This window comes from Lelliottia amnigena, assembly GCF_019047465.1.
GTDB classification, from domain to species: Bacteria; Pseudomonadota; Gammaproteobacteria; order Enterobacterales; family Enterobacteriaceae; genus Enterobacter; species Enterobacter amnigenus.
In genome coordinates this window covers 883038-899049 of sequence record NZ_CP077236.1, presented here as the reverse complement: position 1 = coordinate 899049, position 16012 = coordinate 883038, and the positions used below count along the sequence as shown (strand labels likewise).

The window sequence follows — 16012 nt, the reverse complement described above, 5'->3', positions numbered from 1 at the left end:
ACATGTCTGAACAACAAGCACAGGGCACTGACGCGGTAGTCGATCTTAATAACGAGCTGAAAACGCGTCGCGAAAAGCTGGCTGCACTGCGTGAGCAGGGTATTCCATTCCCGAACGATTTTCGTCGCGATCACACTTCCGATCGGCTGCACGCTGACTTCGATGCAAAAGAAAACGAAGAGCTGGAAGCGCTGAACGTAGAAGTGTCCGTTGCAGGCCGCATGATGACCCGTCGTATCATGGGTAAAGCGTCCTTCGTGACGTTGCAGGACGTCGGTGGCCGTATTCAGCTGTACGTTTCCCGTGACGATCTGCCAGAAGGCATTTATAACGAGCAGTTCAAGAAGTGGGACCTGGGCGATATTCTTGGCGCAAAAGGCAAGCTGTTCAAGACCAAGACGGGCGAACTCTCTATTCACTGCACCGAACTGCGCCTGCTGACGAAAGCACTGCGTCCGTTGCCGGATAAATTTCACGGTCTGCAGGATCAGGAAGCGCGCTATCGTCAGCGCTACCTGGATCTCATCTCTAACGATGAATCCCGCAAAACGTTCAAAATCCGTTCCCAGATTATGGCGGGCATCCGTCAGTTCATGGTTGGCCGTGATTTTATGGAAGTCGAAACACCAATGATGCAGGTGATTCCGGGTGGCGCGTCTGCGCGTCCATTCGTGACCCATCACAATGCGCTGGATCTGGACATGTACCTGCGCATCGCGCCGGAACTGTACCTGAAGCGTCTGGTGGTTGGCGGCTTCGAACGCGTGTTCGAAATCAACCGTAACTTCCGTAACGAAGGTATTTCTGTTCGCCATAACCCAGAGTTCACCATGATGGAACTCTATATGGCGTATGCGGATTACAAAGATCTGATCGAGCTGACCGAATCGCTGTTCCGCACCCTGGCGCAGGATATTCTCGGCACCACGGAAGTCCCTTACGGTGACGAAGTGTTCGACTTTGGTAAGCCGTTCGTCAAGCTGACCATGCGCGAAGCGATCAAGAAATACCGTCCAGAAACCGAAATGGCCGATCTGGATAACTTTGACTCTGCGAAAGCCATCGCGGAAAGCATCGGTATCAAGGTTGAGAAGAGCTGGGGTCAGGGTCGTATCGTGACTGAGATCTTCGAAGAAGTGGCAGAAGCGCATCTGATTCAGCCTACCTTCATCACCGAATACCCGGCTGAAGTGTCTCCGCTGGCGCGTCGTAATGACGAAAACCCGGAAATCACTGACCGCTTTGAGTTCTTTATTGGCGGCCGTGAAATCGGTAACGGCTTTAGCGAGCTCAACGATGCGCAGGATCAGGCGCAGCGCTTCCAGGATCAGGTTGATGCGAAAGCCGCAGGCGACGATGAAGCGATGTTCTTCGACGAAGACTACGTGACCGCGCTGGAACACGGCTTGCCGCCAACGGCGGGTCTGGGCATTGGTATCGACCGTATGGTGATGCTGTTTACCAACAGCCACACCATCCGTGATGTGATCCTGTTCCCGGCGATGCGTCCGGTAAAATAATACCGTAACGATTGAAAAGCCCCGGCGTTTATCACGTCGGGGCTTTTTTTATGCCTTTAGGTTATCGGCGAACTGTCTGAGTTTTTCACACGCGTTAGCCGCTTCCGAAACCATCCACGGGCTGAAAGCCCACGGCGTGGCCTCCAGGGTACGTAACAGTGACGCCAGTTCAACCCACTGATAGTCCATCACCTCGTCGGGATTTACCCTGAGCGGGCTGACAATCTGTGCTGCAAATACCGGGCAAATTTCGTTTTCAACGATGCCCGAAGGATCGATCTCACAGTAACGGAAATCTGCTGCGATCGGCGTAAGATGCGCGATCTCTACGCCGACTTCGAAACGACAGCGGCGTTCTATCGCCTGTTCGGTGGTTTCGCCGATTTGTGGATGGCCGCAGACCGAGTTTGTCCAAACGCCAGGCCAGGCTTTTTTGCTCAGTGCGCGGCGGGTAACAAGGCATTGACCCCGATCGTTAAACAGCCACGAAGAGAAAGCTAAATGCAGCGAGGTATGAGAAGTGTGCGCAGCGTACTTCTCCTGAGTGCCAACAACCTCTCCCTGGTCGTTAACCAAAATGACGTGTTCTTGTATGCTCATTCCGACTCCAGTACCCGAACGACGGGATGGCGAAATTATATCTCACTCTTTCCCAAACGAGTTGTCGCCGCGAGCTTAAATATGTATTACCGGCAAAAGTTGGCAACAGGATTTAGGCTGTTATCATAGGACGCCATTTACCTTGACCAAGGATCCGTTTTGTTCGCAGGAAGCCTGACGAGAAATCCCCTGAGTGCTCTTTTCTGCCTGATGCTGGCATTGCTGCTGGCGGGCTGTTCTGGCAGTAAATCATCTGATTCGGGAAGCTACTCCGGCGCGGTCTACACCGTTAAGCGCGGCGACACACTCTATAAAATCTCGCGCTCAACCGGAACGAGCGTGAAAGACTTGGCTCGCCTGAACAATATTTCTGCACCTTATACCATCGAAATAGGGCAAAAGCTCAGGCTCAATAGCGGTAGCTCGACGGCGAAAAAATCCTCTTCCTCGAAGGGTAAAACCGCCAAGGTGACGCCGTCTTACGCTGTGCCGCAATCGTCATGGCCGCCGGTCGGACAGCGCTGTTGGGTCTGGCCTGCCAGCGGAAAAGTGATTACCCCGTATTCGACGGCAGAGGGCGGCAATAAAGGGATCGATATTGCGGGCTCACGCGGTACGCCAGTCTATGCGTCCGGAGCAGGAAAAGTGGTCTATGTGGGGAATCAGCTGCGCGGTTATGGCAATTTAATCATGATTAAGCACGGCGAAGACTACATTACCGCCTATGCGCACAACGACTCGTTGCTGGTCAATAACGGGCAAAATGTGAAAGCCGGGCAAAAGATCGCGACGATGGGCAGCACGGGCGCGAGTTCTGTTGCCCTGCATTTCCAGATTCGTTACCGTGCAACCGCTATCGATCCTCAGCGCTATCTGCCTGCGCAGGGCAGTAAGCCAAAATGCTAAACGGTTAATTAATCACCGGTTAGCGCGTGAGTGACTTGTGCGAAAAAGCGTAAGGTCTATAATGCCTTACGCACCATCAAAGCGGGCGTAGTTCAATGGTAGAACGAGAGCTTCCCAAGCTCTATACGAGGGTTCGATTCCCTTCGCCCGCTCCAGATCTCTCCCCTTGTGGCAAAACACTGCCAGTAGCTGGCTTAAACGTGTTTCGCTATCAACAACTTACCTTAAAGTAAGTTGCCGTGATCGTTCTACCATTGAACGACGAAGTACCAACGGGGATTACACTGTTAGTTGTCACGGATAGTTACTATGGAAGTGAGAGTATAACTATTTCGGCGGCGGCAGTTTCAACCTCACACCGCGATAGCACAACGTGAAGGAAAAGCCTGATCCGGGCATTGTCTCTTACAACAGACTGATCACACGCATTTCAAGCCCGATGTGCGGCTCTCAGAGCCTCGTAAACAGGTTTATGTTAATAACGTACCTACAAACGACATGTAGGTTCTATCAGCGTTTCAGCCACGCTCCCGCAAGGGTGACACTCACGAGTGTTTCCCGATGGGTACACGGTTATCCTGATAAGGTGTGATCCTTCTGACAATCCGATGAAGTCGCTACGCTCCGCTTGTTGCTGTATCACCAACGGGGCTTTATGGCTTCTATTGCCTAAAATCGGGGGGAAGGGGAAAGGCTGGTGGATTCCAGCCTTTGGCTGTCATCTCACCTTCTTGAAAATGAGCAAGACCAAAACAAGGCAAATGGCACTACCGAAAAATGCTTTGATCAAGAGGTTATCCACTGAACGCGATAAGTCATCTATGATCGCCTCACATAAACGGGCTTCCATCTCACCTGTTGAAGGGGGGCCGTTGTATTTCCGGGTTAACCCAAAATCAAGCACTGGAATCATCAGGGCGATAGAGTAGATGGCGAAAACTAAAGCAATGCCTCCCCACCGAAGAATCGTTTTTGTTCTACTCGCAATCGCTTCGCGGCTCTCCAAATCATCTCACCTTTTTGAAGATAAGTAGGATCAGAGGTACGCAGACAGCGAAACCGTAAATTGCCACATAAAAAACACCGCTTGTAGCTTGACCAAGTGAATCAACAGCTTGGTAATACTCTTTTAATGGAACAGGGTTTGAGACAAGAGTCTGATTTTCAGAGAAAACCGCGAATGCTTGTGAGGCGACAAACAGACCGAAGAAGTAACCCAAGCTAACGATGAAAATCCCTCCCCATCGTAAGAAAAATTTTATGCCACTGTTCGTGTTTATGAGTGTTTCCAAATCATCTTACTTTTTTAAAGATAAGCAGAATCAGAGGTACGCAGATCGCAAAGCCAAACAGGGCGACAGTAAAAACACCATCAGTGGCTTGCATGATCGAGTCTATCGAAGCTTGGTAGGCTTTTAATGAGATTGGGCCAGAAAAACGCACACTTTCTCTTTCCCTAAATGCACTAAAAGTGAATGTTGATGCTATCAGAGTAATAAAGTAGCAAAGTGATACTGTGACTATTCCAGCCCATCTAAGAATGGTTTTAGTTGAACTACTCATCATAATCTCCAAGAACAGCGCCAACATTTTCGCCTGAGTATGGAGAAATCGAACCTAGTGAAGACATTGTTTCTGCGGCGTATCGTTTGGCTTTGCCTGCCCTACCTTCTGGGGATACGTGTTGTCCGTTCACGTTCGGATACAGGTTTTTAAACTCGCCAGTAACTTCTACAACAGCCATTGAATGTAGGCTTCGGCTTTTGCTGAGAAGGTAATTTTGCAATGATACTGGTATGGTGAAATGCTCTTCTGATTCAATAGGAAGCAGAGTGCTTTTTGAGCTGTAACTTGTATCAAAGATCGTTGAGCCTGCGGCTTTTATGCCAGCTACTGTGTGCGTTGTGCAGTTGCTTCCCGTTACATCGTAGGAGTCAATAGAGAGACCAGTTCGATCTGTAGCACTGTTTTCCTCTACCCCTATGGGCTTTCGCCCTTCTTTCCACAAATTTTCAAAGAATGCACGGGTTTCTGGTATGACTGCATCATTGATTTTAAAAACTCGAGCGTCGTTTTCGTAAAGTTCTTTTCTGTAATAGTCTCGGGCATCATCACCTTTCATAAAATCGAGAATACCATCACCCGTCATTCCGAATGGCCCACCAGTTCTTCCGTATCTGCCATGGGTGTAAATGTATACAGTATTGTTTTCATGCACGGCAACAAAAGCGTGTCCGGTTTCGATGGTTTCAGTCCAGATATAAACGCCGTTCAAGAGCGGGTTATCTTCGGGTTTGCAGGTGTCAGCAAAGCTATCAGTTTTAGGATCCGCAATTGGTCCCGGAAGTACAGGCATCTCGACGAGGTGAGACAAATCCATGTGCGTTACTGTTGGTTCTCCACCAAATTCGTAGTCATCATCCCAGTTTGATGGAACAAATTTCGATTTGCAGGGGCATGAACTATAGCTGTGTAGCGTTCCAGCAATCCTTTTACCATGTATATCGTCGTCTTCAAGCCCGCCGCAAATACGGTAATACCCGGGATGTTTGCCGCAAGTCACTTTATGACCTTCGCACGCCATGTCTTTATCGAAGAACTGATGATCGCTCCATCCTTCAAGGATCCTTCCACCACAAACCGTCTTATCACCCCTGAGCAGATAATTCCCTTTAGCACCCATTAGTGTTTACTCCCAGGCATGATCAGGAATCCTTCCGGGAGAGAGTCACCCTCACGGAATACCAGTCGATTGCTGGATTGTGGTGTTGAGATTATTTCATCGCCATTATCAAGCATACTTCCAACCAGTGCAGCGGATGCTCCCTGCATGACTCGAGCCTTGCCAGCACCAGAAATGATAGTGGCTTCACTGCCGTCAGCGTATACAATCTTATCTCCTATTCGTGTGACCTGAAATCCTCCAGCAGTGCTCTTACCTGATGCTTTTCGAAGAACGCCACCGTTACGGGTAAGACTTCCGACCGTTGCTATTCTGAATATTAGCTTGACAGGGCAGGTGGCAAATCGTGTGGTCAGATTTAACACTTCCGGCTGCGTGCTTTCGTCAAATGTGGCGATCTCTTCTGGTGTGAATGGTGGTTGAGAGGATGATTTTATTATTTCGTCGGTTAGCTCGTTGGTGTATTGCTGCACAAATCCCTCTACTTGCTATGGGTATAATCCTGTCGGTCATTTTACAAACAACTGCTATGTGAGCAATAAACGTTGAACTTAAGTGAAACTCCTTTTCGTAACAGAAAGTTATCAGGTAAAACGATGGGCGTTAATCGTCGATAAATCTCAAGTAGGGGATGTTATGGCAGGTGTATTGGCAAGCAAGGCGGCAGTGGTTGGGGTTGCTGATAAAGCGATTAAAGGAGTATTGCCCTTTTCAGGCACTCGCGCCTGACGATCGGCTTTCACAATATGTTCTGCACCGTTTTATGACCGCACAATATTCTCAGTGGCCAGGATGCCCGCAGCGGGAGCACCCTGGCCAGACGCCAAACCGTTTCAGGCATCAGGCATTTACGCGTGTGAATTCAGCGTCAATGGCTTCAACCTGATCGCGCCATTTAGCAAATTGCGCCTGGCGTTCCTTACTTTGGCGTAATGTCTTCTCTAACCCTTCGAGTTCGTCATTCATCATCACGTAGCCTGAGAAGAAACGCTCAACATAGTCAGGTGCATTGAGGATGCCAATTAACTCTTCACGCTGAGCGCGGAAGTTTGCCACCATATCCTGAATAGTTTTGGCAAACTGCTTTTCACGCTTCGCCTGTTCCAGCGAATCCCACGCCTCCAGAGCCAATCCTGCAAAGGAGAGAAGTCCATTCAGACCTTTTGCCAAATTGACCGCTCCCCAGGGTTTGAAGCTCAGTATCTTACCGAGATCCAGGCCAACCATTTTTGCTAGCGAAACCACACCATCACGAGCGGCAAGTACGGTCGTATTGTTGATGACTTTACTCTTCACCACATAATTCAGACCCTGCTTACCCATAGCGGATAGCGTTCCGTTGTAATGGTTAATTTCGGCATTATAGCCAATCTGCATTTTTTCAAGCGCCTGAGAGACGGACTGAATTCGTCGATCAAATTCGTTTTGCAGACGTGTTGAAAGAACAATGCCCTTATCACCGACTTCACGTTCGAAAAAGGCCAGGTACGTTTCCATGCTTAATCCCTCAGCCTGAAGGATCAAATCGCTGAAGTAATCGGTGACAAATGTTCGCAGAGCGGTACGAGTTGCCGCCATGTCCTTTTCCATACCGATCATTTCGTTACGCATCCGCTGATGAATGACAGCAAGTTCGGCAACCTCTTCGCTGATGCGTTCATCGTTCTCAATGGCAACGGGCAATTTGCGCGTAAGGATGTCACGAATAACGCTTTTCTTCGTCTCTTCACCCAAAGCCTGAAGGCCGCCACTAAGCGCAATTTTTTGACTGGTCGCGGTCTGTAGCATGCTGATATGCGAAAGCGTGCGGAACTTCTCAGGATTTTCAAGCCAATAGTCTGTACCCATATCGAATGGGTTGGCGGCGACAGCCACTATGCTTAACTCCTCACGTTCTTTTGGCGTAAGAGCGATTAAATCGTGCAGGCGTGATGCCACATTTTGACATTTTACGCTGGCGTTGGACTGGTAGTCCTCTTCATCTTCCACATCCGCGACTTCGTCAAAACGGCTGAGAACAAAGACAGTCCGATCGAGCAAATTCAGCGTACGGAACAGCCATTCCAGATCCTGTTTGTGGCTTTCTTTGATCGGGTTGGTGGAGTTCATGACATACAAGACAAGATGCGCTTCACTGACGTATTTCTTCGTCATGTCTTTGTATTTTTCCATGGACTGCGTCCCTTCATCGAACTGTTCTTTAAAGCCAAACAGCCCGGGGGTATCAATCAGCACAAAATCAGAACCAACATCATAAACTTTTACCTCGTTTGATGATTCCTGGTGGCTGATATTCATACTCGCCTTATCCAGTTTCTCCATCCAGGCTGCTGCAATAGAGGTTTTCCCTTCAGAAAAACCACCAATCAACGCAATATGCAGTTTTCCATTAGAAGCATTCTCTTTTGCCGTCTGCAATTTTTGCAGCAAATGCGGTTCTGTTTGAATACCAAACGCTTCGCCTTGCTGCAGAAATGCATTCAGATTATTAAGGATTTCAAGATTCTTCGCTTGCTGCGATTTGAATACATCGAGTGTCTTTTCCATTACTTATTTCCTGACATATCTAGGCTGAGTGACAGATGGCGTAAGTTAGCGGTAGCGTTAATCAGGATCTTATTAATCTGCGCCGCCTGACGGGTGGGTTCTTCCAGCATGGATTTAAGTTGCACCACTTTTTCTTCCAGTTCAGGAAACACGTTGTCAATACCCTCTTCTATTGCTGACTTCATACTCCGGGCAATCTTGTTCAGGTTTTCGTCAGCTGACTGCTTTTGCTGAGAAATTTTGTAAGAGGAACTGAAGAAACTGCGTACTGCTTTATAAAACGCGAAAACCATTCCTGCGATTGCAGGGCCCAGAATGAACCACCCGGCCGGGTTCCAGAAAAGCAATGCACCACCCGCTAAAGTCGCAAGCATGCTGGTTAACTTCAGGCCATTATCAATATCGATTTTCAACTCGAACGCGTTATCGAATTTTTGTTTCTGTAACTTCGAATACGTTTCCAGAACATCTTTGGCATACCCCTGGAAGCGTTTGACGATCTCTTCGGTTTCGCCTTTAAACTTATCCAGTTCACTCTTTAAGAGTTCCGGAAGCGTGTTGTTGAGTTCCGCATGTTGCTGCTTGATGGTACTTTCCAGCTCATCTTTGAAACGATCGTTGCCGATATCGTCTTCGATTTCTCGATAGATCTGCTTCCTCGCACGACTTCTGAAAGCATCTACGGCGGTTTCGCTCTGATCTTTCAAACGTGTTTTTAACGAAGCCAGAGAGATATCCAGCAGCTGATGGGCATTGATCGTGTCGCTTTGCAGTTGTTTTGCCAATTTGCCATAACTCTCTTTTTGCAAATACGACAGCTCGGAAGTGACATCTTCGACGGTGGTGCGCGCTTTATTAAAATTAGAGCGGGCGATCTTGGTTTTGCTGTCAGACACCAGTCGTTGGGTCAGTAATGATAAGAATCCCTTTAAACCTGTCTTTTCCAGAATCTCTTCGGGATTTAATTTCTCTAATAATTTAACGCGTTTTTTGGCATTTTCTGACCCAGGTACCAAATGATCCGCAACGCTCAGGAAAGCAGGCATCGCGCTAACGGACCAAGTATCCCGGTAATTATCACCCAGTTGTTCACTCATTTTTTTATTCAGATCGTCAAGGCTAAGTTGCTCGTCGGCGCTGACTAGAGTAGGGCGATTCAACTGAACGGGATTCGTAATGCGTTTATTAAATAACGTCCAAACTTCAGTCTGAGCATTAAGATGGGCCTTAATTTTTTCCAGTGTTCCAGGTGTTTTGTCATCCCCTTTTTGCGGGGCTGTAGGTTTACTGGTGACATAAAAAACGGCATGGGCTTTCTCGACCGCGTGCTGAATTTGAGACAGAACTTTGCTTTCTTTTCCTTCAATGCCTGGTACGTCCAGCAGTGCAAATTGTTGTGCACCAGACTCGAAAGGATACAGGGTCGTGTCCATTGTGAAGTCAGAAACACCTGTGCCGATGATTTCGCCATCGGCAAGCAGAGATAACTCATCCAGCTTATTCTTTTGCGCCGCCTGTAATTGTCTCAGGGACGAGGCGTTCGATTCGCATTCGGATTTTTGCTCTTCAATGGATTTCAGCGCGTGTGCTTTTTCATGTGCCAGTGCCTGTTTTAGCACTTCCTGGCTCTCTTTTTCTTTCTGTTCAGGCGTTTTTACCCATAGGTTGAGAAATTTGCGCCAAAGGGAGAGATGCTGCCGTTGTGCGGTAATTAGCGCAGTAATAGATTCTATCTGATCCTGAAACGCATTTTCTCGCTCAAGGTATTCATGATTGATTGTCTCGATTGCGACCGCCAACTCTTTAGCGCGTTTTTCATTTTCGTTAAGCGCGTTCTGAAGTGTTTCGATGTCGCTTTCAGTGAGCTGATGTTGTTGCTGGAATTCTCTGAATGCCTGCTGCCGAGCGCGTTTACTCTGTTCATTAAGCAAAATGCGCAGGGTCTCAATGATGGTAGATTTGCCGGCGTTGGTTTCGCCATAAAAGGCAATGGTAAATGTATTCCACTCAGCATTTTTTTGCAGGCTTTCAATGTTATCGTTTAGCTTCTGGCGGAACGCATCAAGCTGCTGGCGTGCATTTTCATTCGCGTGTTGTAATGCAGAATCGGTTGTTGTTTGGGTGAGATTCTGCAGAATGCGATCAACTTCCAGTGATATTTTTTGGTAGACCCCGCCAGGAGTCACAGCTTCAACTGACATATTACTTCCTTTGATATGACATCCATGGCAAATCGATGTAATGGGCAGATATGTCCTTTATCCACTCTTAACTTCACTGATGTGTCGTAGTGTGAGAGATGAAACTGACAAACTTTGTCAGTTAAAATAATTAAATCCCCCAGACATAAACGGCAAAGTAAGGGCATTACTTTAATCCTAATTACGATTTTATGATTAATTTTATTTAATGATTTCAACTGAGTAGTTTGCGGTTGGATGTTTGAAAAACTACGAGGAATGATAGTTGTTGCTGGGAAGGTAATTCTATATTCTCAGGGAGGAAGTAGATGATAAATGTCGTTGCTCAGGTAGATTTAATAATATCCTTTTCAGATTGAACACGCACCGGGAAAACCGCTGCGTGCTCACTCTAATTAACCCACAAACATCACCAATACGCACAACACACCCACAATCAGCGTGATCAGGTTGCCGATGGAGCGATGCGGTTTGAGTGCGGGAATCAAGTACGTGGAGAGTGTTGGCATAATAAACAGAATGATGGCGATAAGCGGGCCGCTGATCGCATAAATCATTGAAATGGCGTTCGGGTTAATGCAGCACACCACGAAGGTAATGAGCGAGGCGGCCATTATCGACAGCGCGCGGTTAAAGGCACGGCTTTTCTTAATTCCCACCTGATTCAGCGATGATTTCACGATCTCCGTCGCTCCCTCAATCACTCCAAAATAGGTGCCGAGAAATGATTTCGACATCGCTACAATCGCCACGATGATGCCAGAAATACCCAGCCAGGCGGGCGATGACGGCATCATTGAAAGCGCTGAAAGAATGGTCACACCTTCTTCTTTTGCCGCCACAATATACGACGGCGGAATCGACAGCAGACAGCTGAAGACAAAGAACAGCACGCTCAGACAAATAATCAGGTACGCGACTTTCATGATTTTTTTGCATTTACCCATGGCCGCATCGCCATACTTTTCACGTCGGTCGACGGCGAAAGTAGAGATGATCGGAGTATGGCTAAAAGCGAAAACCATCACTGGAATAGAAATCCATACCTGGTGCAGCGTGTGCTGATTCACTGCCATCTGGCTGGTGAGCAATGACGGCTGCCAGCTGGAGGTGAGATACAGCGAAACAAACAGAAAGTAGGCAATCAGCGGAAAGACCAGAAAGCCCATCACCTTGATGGTGATATGGCGGCCCGTCAAAAAGATCAGGTTTAGCACCATCACCACGCCCAGGCTCACCATGACCCGCACGGACGTGTCCACCGTCAGATGCCTGGCGAGCTGTTCGGTTATTGAGTTAGTGATCGCCACAGCATAGATCAGTACCACCACGAAAAAGGCGATAAAGTAGAGCGTGGTAATCAGGTTGCCAATTTTCTTCCCGTAATAGTGAGTGACCGCGCGGGTGATCCCTTCGCTGCCTTTGGCATTTGACGAGAGAATGAACTGTGCGAGCGCTTTATGCGGCCAGTAGGTTAACGGATACGCCACAAGGGCAGTAACGAGCAGGACGATAGCGCCTGCGGAACCGAGCTGAATAGGCAAGAACAGCGTTCCTGCGCCCACGGCAGTGCCGTAGAGGGCGAAACTCCAGAGAGTCTCTTCTTTTGACCAAATTTTCGACATTAGAGCAACGTATCAACTGTAAAACCAACAAAAAGGAGTGCAATTTACCATAGTTATGGTTTAAGGGCGCAGTTGACGTGATCGTTAAGGGCCGGAAAGGCTTCCGGCCCGTGCAGAAATTAGTTTGCCAGAGCGCGTCGTTGCTGGCGGCGTTTGATATTTTTCTCGCGCAGTTTATCGTACGCCCAGTTGTAAAACATGGTGTACGGCAGGAAGAACAGGAAGAAACCTATTTCTAACGTGAATGCCTGAAGCAGCGTCACGCCGAGCACCGCTGCGACAATGGACACCCCGATCACGATAAAGCCGCACTCAAAGCCCAGCGCATGCAGCGCGCGGACTTTTGCGGTACGGGTGACGCGCTGAACGGGCCAAAAACGGTCAAATCCAAAGTTATAGATAATATTCCAGAGCATCGCCGTGGTCGCCAGGATAATGGTTAATCCGCCCATTTCTACGACCGAGCGCTGCATCAGCCAGGCGGCCGTTGGGGCCAGAATGGCGGTGGCAATCCCTTCGAAGCAAACCGCGTGAAAGATCCGCTCCGGCAATTTGCGGTGATGTACATCATGTTGCATAACCTGAACCTCATTAATTCGCCGTTATGGGCGTTGATGTGCGCTATTTTCATCGCAAAAAATGATATATAAAAGATAGTAACCATCGATAAAGTAGATAGATTATGCGTTATTCCCCTGAAGCACTTACTGCGTTTGTCGAAACCGTGGCCACCGGATCGTTTTCCGCGGCGGCGCGCCGTCTGCGTAAAAGCCAGTCCACCGTCAGCACTGCGATTGCCCATTTTGAGGCGGATTTAGGTTTTGCACTTTTCGATCGATCAGCGCGTCAGCCCGTGTTGACCTCACAAGGAAAACAGGTTCTGGGCTATGTGCAGTCGATTCTGGCCGCCAGTGCGCGTCTGGATGAACTTGCCGTGTCGCTGACCGCGCAGACCGAAGCACGGCTGGCGTTTGTGCTGTCGGATACGCTGCATCCGGATGTACTGGAAGACCTGATGATCCAGTTCGACAAACGTTTTCCCCATACCGAGTTTGAATGTCTGATTGGTGAAGACGAGGATGTCGTCGATCTGGTGCAAAAAGAGCGGGCGCAAATCGGGCTGATTGAAGCCCGCGAAAGCTATCCCACGGATATCGGCGTGGTCCGCCTGCCGCTGCAAACGCACATGGCGATCTATGTCGCGCAAGCGCATCCGCTTGCCTCACAAAACGTGGTTGAACGGGACGAGCTGCAGGGCTGGCGCGAATTACGGCTCAATACCTATCTTGAGCGCGAACCGACGCTGACGGCGGGCCCCGTGTGGTCTGCGCCAAACTATTTGTTGTTGCTGAGTATGGCGGTGCAAGGTTTCGGCTGGTGCGAGCTGCCCGTCGCGCTGGTGGAGGAGTTTTCTGCAGCGAAAACGCTCACCCAACTGAATGTTCCCGGCTGGCCACGCTCGATTGCTATTGACCTGTTATGGAACAAACGGACACCGCCGGGGGTGGCCGGAAGTTGGCTGCGTGAGTTTTTGCAGGAGAAACAGTGATCCTTTGTGATTAAACTCACTTATTTTAAACAATTACGTTAATAGTCGATAACAATGCCTCTACTATCAGCGCTGTTAATTTGCGCTGAGGTAGTGATGAAAGATGTCGTGATAGTGGGTGCGTTACGTACGGCTATCGGCTGTTTTCAGGGGGCGCTGGCACGGCATTCTGCGGTGGATCTGGGAAGCGTGGTGCTTAAAGCCCTGGTTGAGCGCAGTGGAATTGCCGCACAAGAAATCGACGAAGTGATTTTGGGCCAGGTGCTGACGGCAGGCGCCGGGCAAAACCCTGCGCGTCAGGCAGCGCTCAAAGGCGGGTTACCCAATACGGTGTCGGCCATTACGATTAACGATGTCTGTGGATCGGGATTAAAAGCACTGCATCTGGCGACGCAGGCGATCCAGTGCGGTGAGGCGGACGTTATCATCGCGGGCGGCCAGGAGAATATGAGCCGTGCCCCGCACGTCCTTACCGACAGCCGTACCGGTGCGCAGCTCGGCAACAGCCAGTTGCTGGACAGCCTGGTACACGATGGATTATGGGACGCCTTCAACGATTATCATATGGGCGTGACGGCCGAAAACCTGGCCCGCGAATACGGCATTAGCCGCGCATTACAGGATGATTACGCGCTCAATTCGCAGCGCAAAGCGCGCGCCGCAATCGACTCCGGTCGCTTCCGCGATGAAATTGTCCCGGTAAAAACCGTGCGTCAAAATGGCGAGCCGCTGATCGTAGATACCGACGAACAACCGCGTACGGATGCCAGCGCAGAAGGGCTGGCGAAACTGGATCCTGCGTTCGAGACGCTGGGCTCGGTGACGGCGGGGAACGCCTCTTCTATTAACGACGGCGCGGCCGCTGTGATGATGATGAGTGAAAGCAAAGCGGAAGCGCTGAATCTGCCGGTGCTGGCACGTATCAAAGCCTTTGCCAGCGTCGGGGTCGATCCGGCTCTGATGGGCATCGCGCCGGTTTACGCCACGCGGCGTTGTCTGGAACGTGCGGGCTGGCAGCTTGGCGATGTTGATCTGATTGAGGTCAACGAAGCGTTTGCCGCTCAGGCGCTATCCGTGGGGAAAATGCTGGAGTGGGATCCTCGCCGTGTGAATGTCAACGGCGGGGCGATTGCCCTCGGCCATCCCATTGGTGCCTCCGGCTGCCGTATTTTGGTTTCACTGGTTCATGAAATGATCAAGCGCGATGCGCGGAAAGGCCTGGCGACGCTGTGTATTGGTGGCGGTCAGGGCGTGGCATTGGCCATCGAAAGATAAGTTCCACTCAATCTATTTTCTGAAAAAAGGCTTTCCTTGGGGAGCCTTTTTTTGTGTGAGCGAAATCATATTTTTTTCCACTTCAGTTAATTCTAATGCGACAAGTTTAGCGCACCAGAAATAAATCCCCTCTCATTATAATTTTTATGTGATCTCAATCCTGAAATTTACCCTTAATTCCGTGAGTTTGTTGATGCCTGTCACGTCGATTCTTGCCAAAAAAAATGAAACAAATAATTACGATCTCGATCACTAAAATATTGTTACGTTAAAAATAAAATGCAGTTCCATAAAAACGAAATGATATTTTAATTGAGGGTTTTTTCATGTTAAAGAAATCTCTGGTCCTTGCGTCTCTTGTTGGTGCGTCATTTGCAGCTCAGGCTGTTACCGTTGATTTACGTCACGAATACATCGATAGCGGCTCAAACGCCGATCGCGTTGCTGTCTCGCATCGCTTTGCGAATGGTTTTGGATTTTCCGTTGAAGCTAAATGGAAATCAGGCGGCGATAAAGCTGACCGCCCATTCTCAGACACGGTAGGCAACGGTCATGAAGATCAAATTAGCTGGCGCTGGAAAGCAACAGATAATATTGCGCTGACGCCGGGCTTTACGCTTGAGAGTAATGACAGCCGCACCATTTATAAACCCTTCTTGCATGCGCAATACAGCTTTGACAATGGCTTCTATGTGGCCGCGCGTTATCGTTATGATTATACCCGCTACCCGTCAAGCGCTGAGAAAGATGACGATAAAGTCAACCGTGGTGATGCATGGTTAGGTTGGGTGATGGGTGATTTCCGTACCGAGCTGAATTATGTTTACGCGAAAAGTTCAGAAGGTACCATTCGTAGTAATAACAAAGATTACTCCGAAGAATATAACGCGAAGCTGGCGTACAAAATTGATAAAAACTGGTCTCCGTATGTTGAAGTGGGTAATGTAAACGGCAGTAAAACCACCGACGAGCGTCAAACACGGTTCCGTTTAGGTGTGGCATATTCATTCTAATATCAGTATCTCCGGGTAAAAATAGCCGGCTCATTCGAGCCGGTTTTTTTACATCTGTATTATTTGGCTGAATTCCACGCATAAAAAAAGCCC

Annotated in this window: 13 protein-coding genes and 1 tRNA gene; 6 read left to right on the top strand and 8 right to left on the bottom strand. The window is 49.0% G+C overall.

The features are described 5' to 3' along the window. Positions 1 to 2 precede the first annotated feature (2 nt). Entirely contained in the window at positions 3 to 1520 is a 1518-nt protein-coding gene (gene lysS, locus I6L74_RS04170; RefSeq protein ID WP_059177607.1) for a lysine--tRNA ligase, read from the top strand. A gap of 48 nt (positions 1521 to 1568) precedes the next feature. On the opposite strand, the gene idi is transcribed toward lysS, so the two are convergent. Then, positions 1569 to 2120, bottom strand: a complete 552-nt coding sequence (idi, locus tag I6L74_RS04165; protein ID WP_059177608.1) for an isopentenyl-diphosphate Delta-isomerase — start codon at positions 2118 to 2120, stop codon at positions 1569 to 1571. Positions 2121 to 2279: 159 nt separating this feature from the next. Between idi and actS the strand changes: the two genes are divergently transcribed. Both actS and I6L74_RS04155 read left to right on the top strand, forming a co-directional pair. Next, a complete protein-coding gene (gene actS / locus I6L74_RS04160; protein WP_059177609.1) occupies positions 2280 to 3026 on the top strand; it encodes an amidase activator ActS in 747 nt (248 codons plus the stop codon). Between the two features lie 81 nt (positions 3027 to 3107). Then, positions 3108 to 3181 (top strand) — tRNA-Gly (locus I6L74_RS04155). A gap of 563 nt (positions 3182 to 3744) precedes the next feature. On the opposite strand, the gene I6L74_RS04150 is transcribed toward I6L74_RS04155, so the two are convergent. From I6L74_RS04150 to I6L74_RS04120, 7 genes are all read right to left on the bottom strand, one after another. Beyond that, positions 3745 to 4032, bottom strand: coding sequence for a hypothetical protein (locus I6L74_RS04150; protein ID WP_243398820.1), 288 nt, complete (start codon positions 4030 to 4032; stop codon positions 3745 to 3747). A 549-nt stretch (positions 4033 to 4581) separates the two neighbouring features. Continuing rightward, entirely contained in the window at positions 4582 to 5709 is a 1128-nt protein-coding gene (locus tag I6L74_RS04145) for a PAAR domain-containing protein (protein ID WP_059177610.1), read from the bottom strand. Further along, positions 5709 to 6182: a PAAR domain-containing protein gene (locus I6L74_RS04140; protein ID WP_059177611.1), complete on the bottom strand. Its 474-nt coding sequence runs from the start codon at positions 6180 to 6182 to the stop codon at positions 5709 to 5711. Before I6L74_RS04140 ends, I6L74_RS04145 begins: the two co-directional genes overlap by 1 nt. A 367-nt stretch (positions 6183 to 6549) precedes the next feature. Further along, positions 6550 to 8256, bottom strand: coding sequence for a LeoA/HP0731 family dynamin-like GTPase (locus tag I6L74_RS04135; RefSeq protein WP_059177612.1), 1707 nt, complete (start codon positions 8254 to 8256; stop codon positions 6550 to 6552). Continuing rightward, on the bottom strand, positions 8256 to 10457 hold the full coding sequence (locus tag I6L74_RS04130) for an AAA family ATPase (protein ID WP_059177613.1): 2202 nt from the start codon (positions 10455 to 10457) through the stop codon (positions 8256 to 8258). Before I6L74_RS04130 ends, I6L74_RS04135 begins: the two co-directional genes overlap by 1 nt. Positions 10458 to 10852: 395 nt before the next feature. Continuing rightward, entirely contained in the window at positions 10853 to 12082 is a 1230-nt protein-coding gene (locus I6L74_RS04125) for an amino acid permease (protein ID WP_059177614.1), read from the bottom strand. Between the two features lie 119 nt (positions 12083 to 12201). Further along, on the bottom strand, positions 12202 to 12660 hold the full coding sequence (locus I6L74_RS04120; protein WP_015960293.1) for a multidrug/biocide efflux PACE transporter: 459 nt from the start codon (positions 12658 to 12660) through the stop codon (positions 12202 to 12204). A gap of 104 nt (positions 12661 to 12764) precedes the next feature. Here I6L74_RS04120 and I6L74_RS04115 point away from each other — a divergent pair, with 104 nt between their 5' ends. From I6L74_RS04115 to I6L74_RS04105, 3 genes are all read left to right on the top strand, one after another. After that, the gene (locus I6L74_RS04115) at positions 12765 to 13631 is read left to right on the top strand and encodes a LysR family transcriptional regulator (RefSeq protein WP_059177615.1); all 867 of its coding nucleotides are present in this window, start codon (positions 12765 to 12767) and stop codon (positions 13629 to 13631) included. Between the two features lie 96 nt (positions 13632 to 13727). After that, positions 13728 to 14906: an acetyl-CoA C-acetyltransferase gene (locus I6L74_RS04110; protein ID WP_059177616.1), complete on the top strand. Its 1179-nt coding sequence runs from the start codon at positions 13728 to 13730 to the stop codon at positions 14904 to 14906. A 326-nt stretch (positions 14907 to 15232) separates the two neighbouring features. Then, on the top strand, positions 15233 to 15919 hold the full coding sequence (locus I6L74_RS04105; RefSeq protein ID WP_059177617.1) for an oligogalacturonate-specific porin KdgM family protein: 687 nt from the start codon (positions 15233 to 15235) through the stop codon (positions 15917 to 15919). The last annotated feature ends 93 nt before the right edge of the window (positions 15920 to 16012 follow it).

Excerpts from the sequence above, each read along its gene's own strand:
- lysS (WP_059177607.1), top strand. The coding sequence starts at position 3 with ATGTCTGAACAACAAGCACAGGGCACTGACGCGGTAGTCGATCTTAAT.
- idi (WP_059177608.1), bottom strand. The coding sequence starts at position 2,120 with ATGAGCATACAAGAACACGTCATTTTGGTTAACGACCAGGGAGAGGTT.
- I6L74_RS04145 (WP_059177610.1), bottom strand. The coding sequence starts at position 5,709 with ATGGGTGCTAAAGGGAATTATCTGCTCAGGGGTGATAAGACGGTTTGT.
- I6L74_RS04135 (WP_059177612.1), bottom strand. The coding sequence starts at position 8,256 with ATGGAAAAGACACTCGATGTATTCAAATCGCAGCAAGCGAAGAATCTT.
- I6L74_RS04130 (WP_059177613.1), bottom strand. The coding sequence starts at position 10,457 with ATGTCAGTTGAAGCTGTGACTCCTGGCGGGGTCTACCAAAAAATATCA.
- I6L74_RS04125 (WP_059177614.1), bottom strand. The coding sequence starts at position 12,082 with ATGTCGAAAATTTGGTCAAAAGAAGAGACTCTCTGGAGTTTCGCCCTC.
- I6L74_RS04120 (WP_015960293.1), bottom strand. The coding sequence starts at position 12,660 with ATGCAACATGATGTACATCACCGCAAATTGCCGGAGCGGATCTTTCAC.
- I6L74_RS04115 (WP_059177615.1), top strand. The coding sequence starts at position 12,765 with ATGCGTTATTCCCCTGAAGCACTTACTGCGTTTGTCGAAACCGTGGCC.
- I6L74_RS04110 (WP_059177616.1), top strand. The coding sequence starts at position 13,728 with ATGAAAGATGTCGTGATAGTGGGTGCGTTACGTACGGCTATCGGCTGT.
- I6L74_RS04105 (WP_059177617.1), top strand. The coding sequence starts at position 15,233 with ATGTTAAAGAAATCTCTGGTCCTTGCGTCTCTTGTTGGTGCGTCATTT.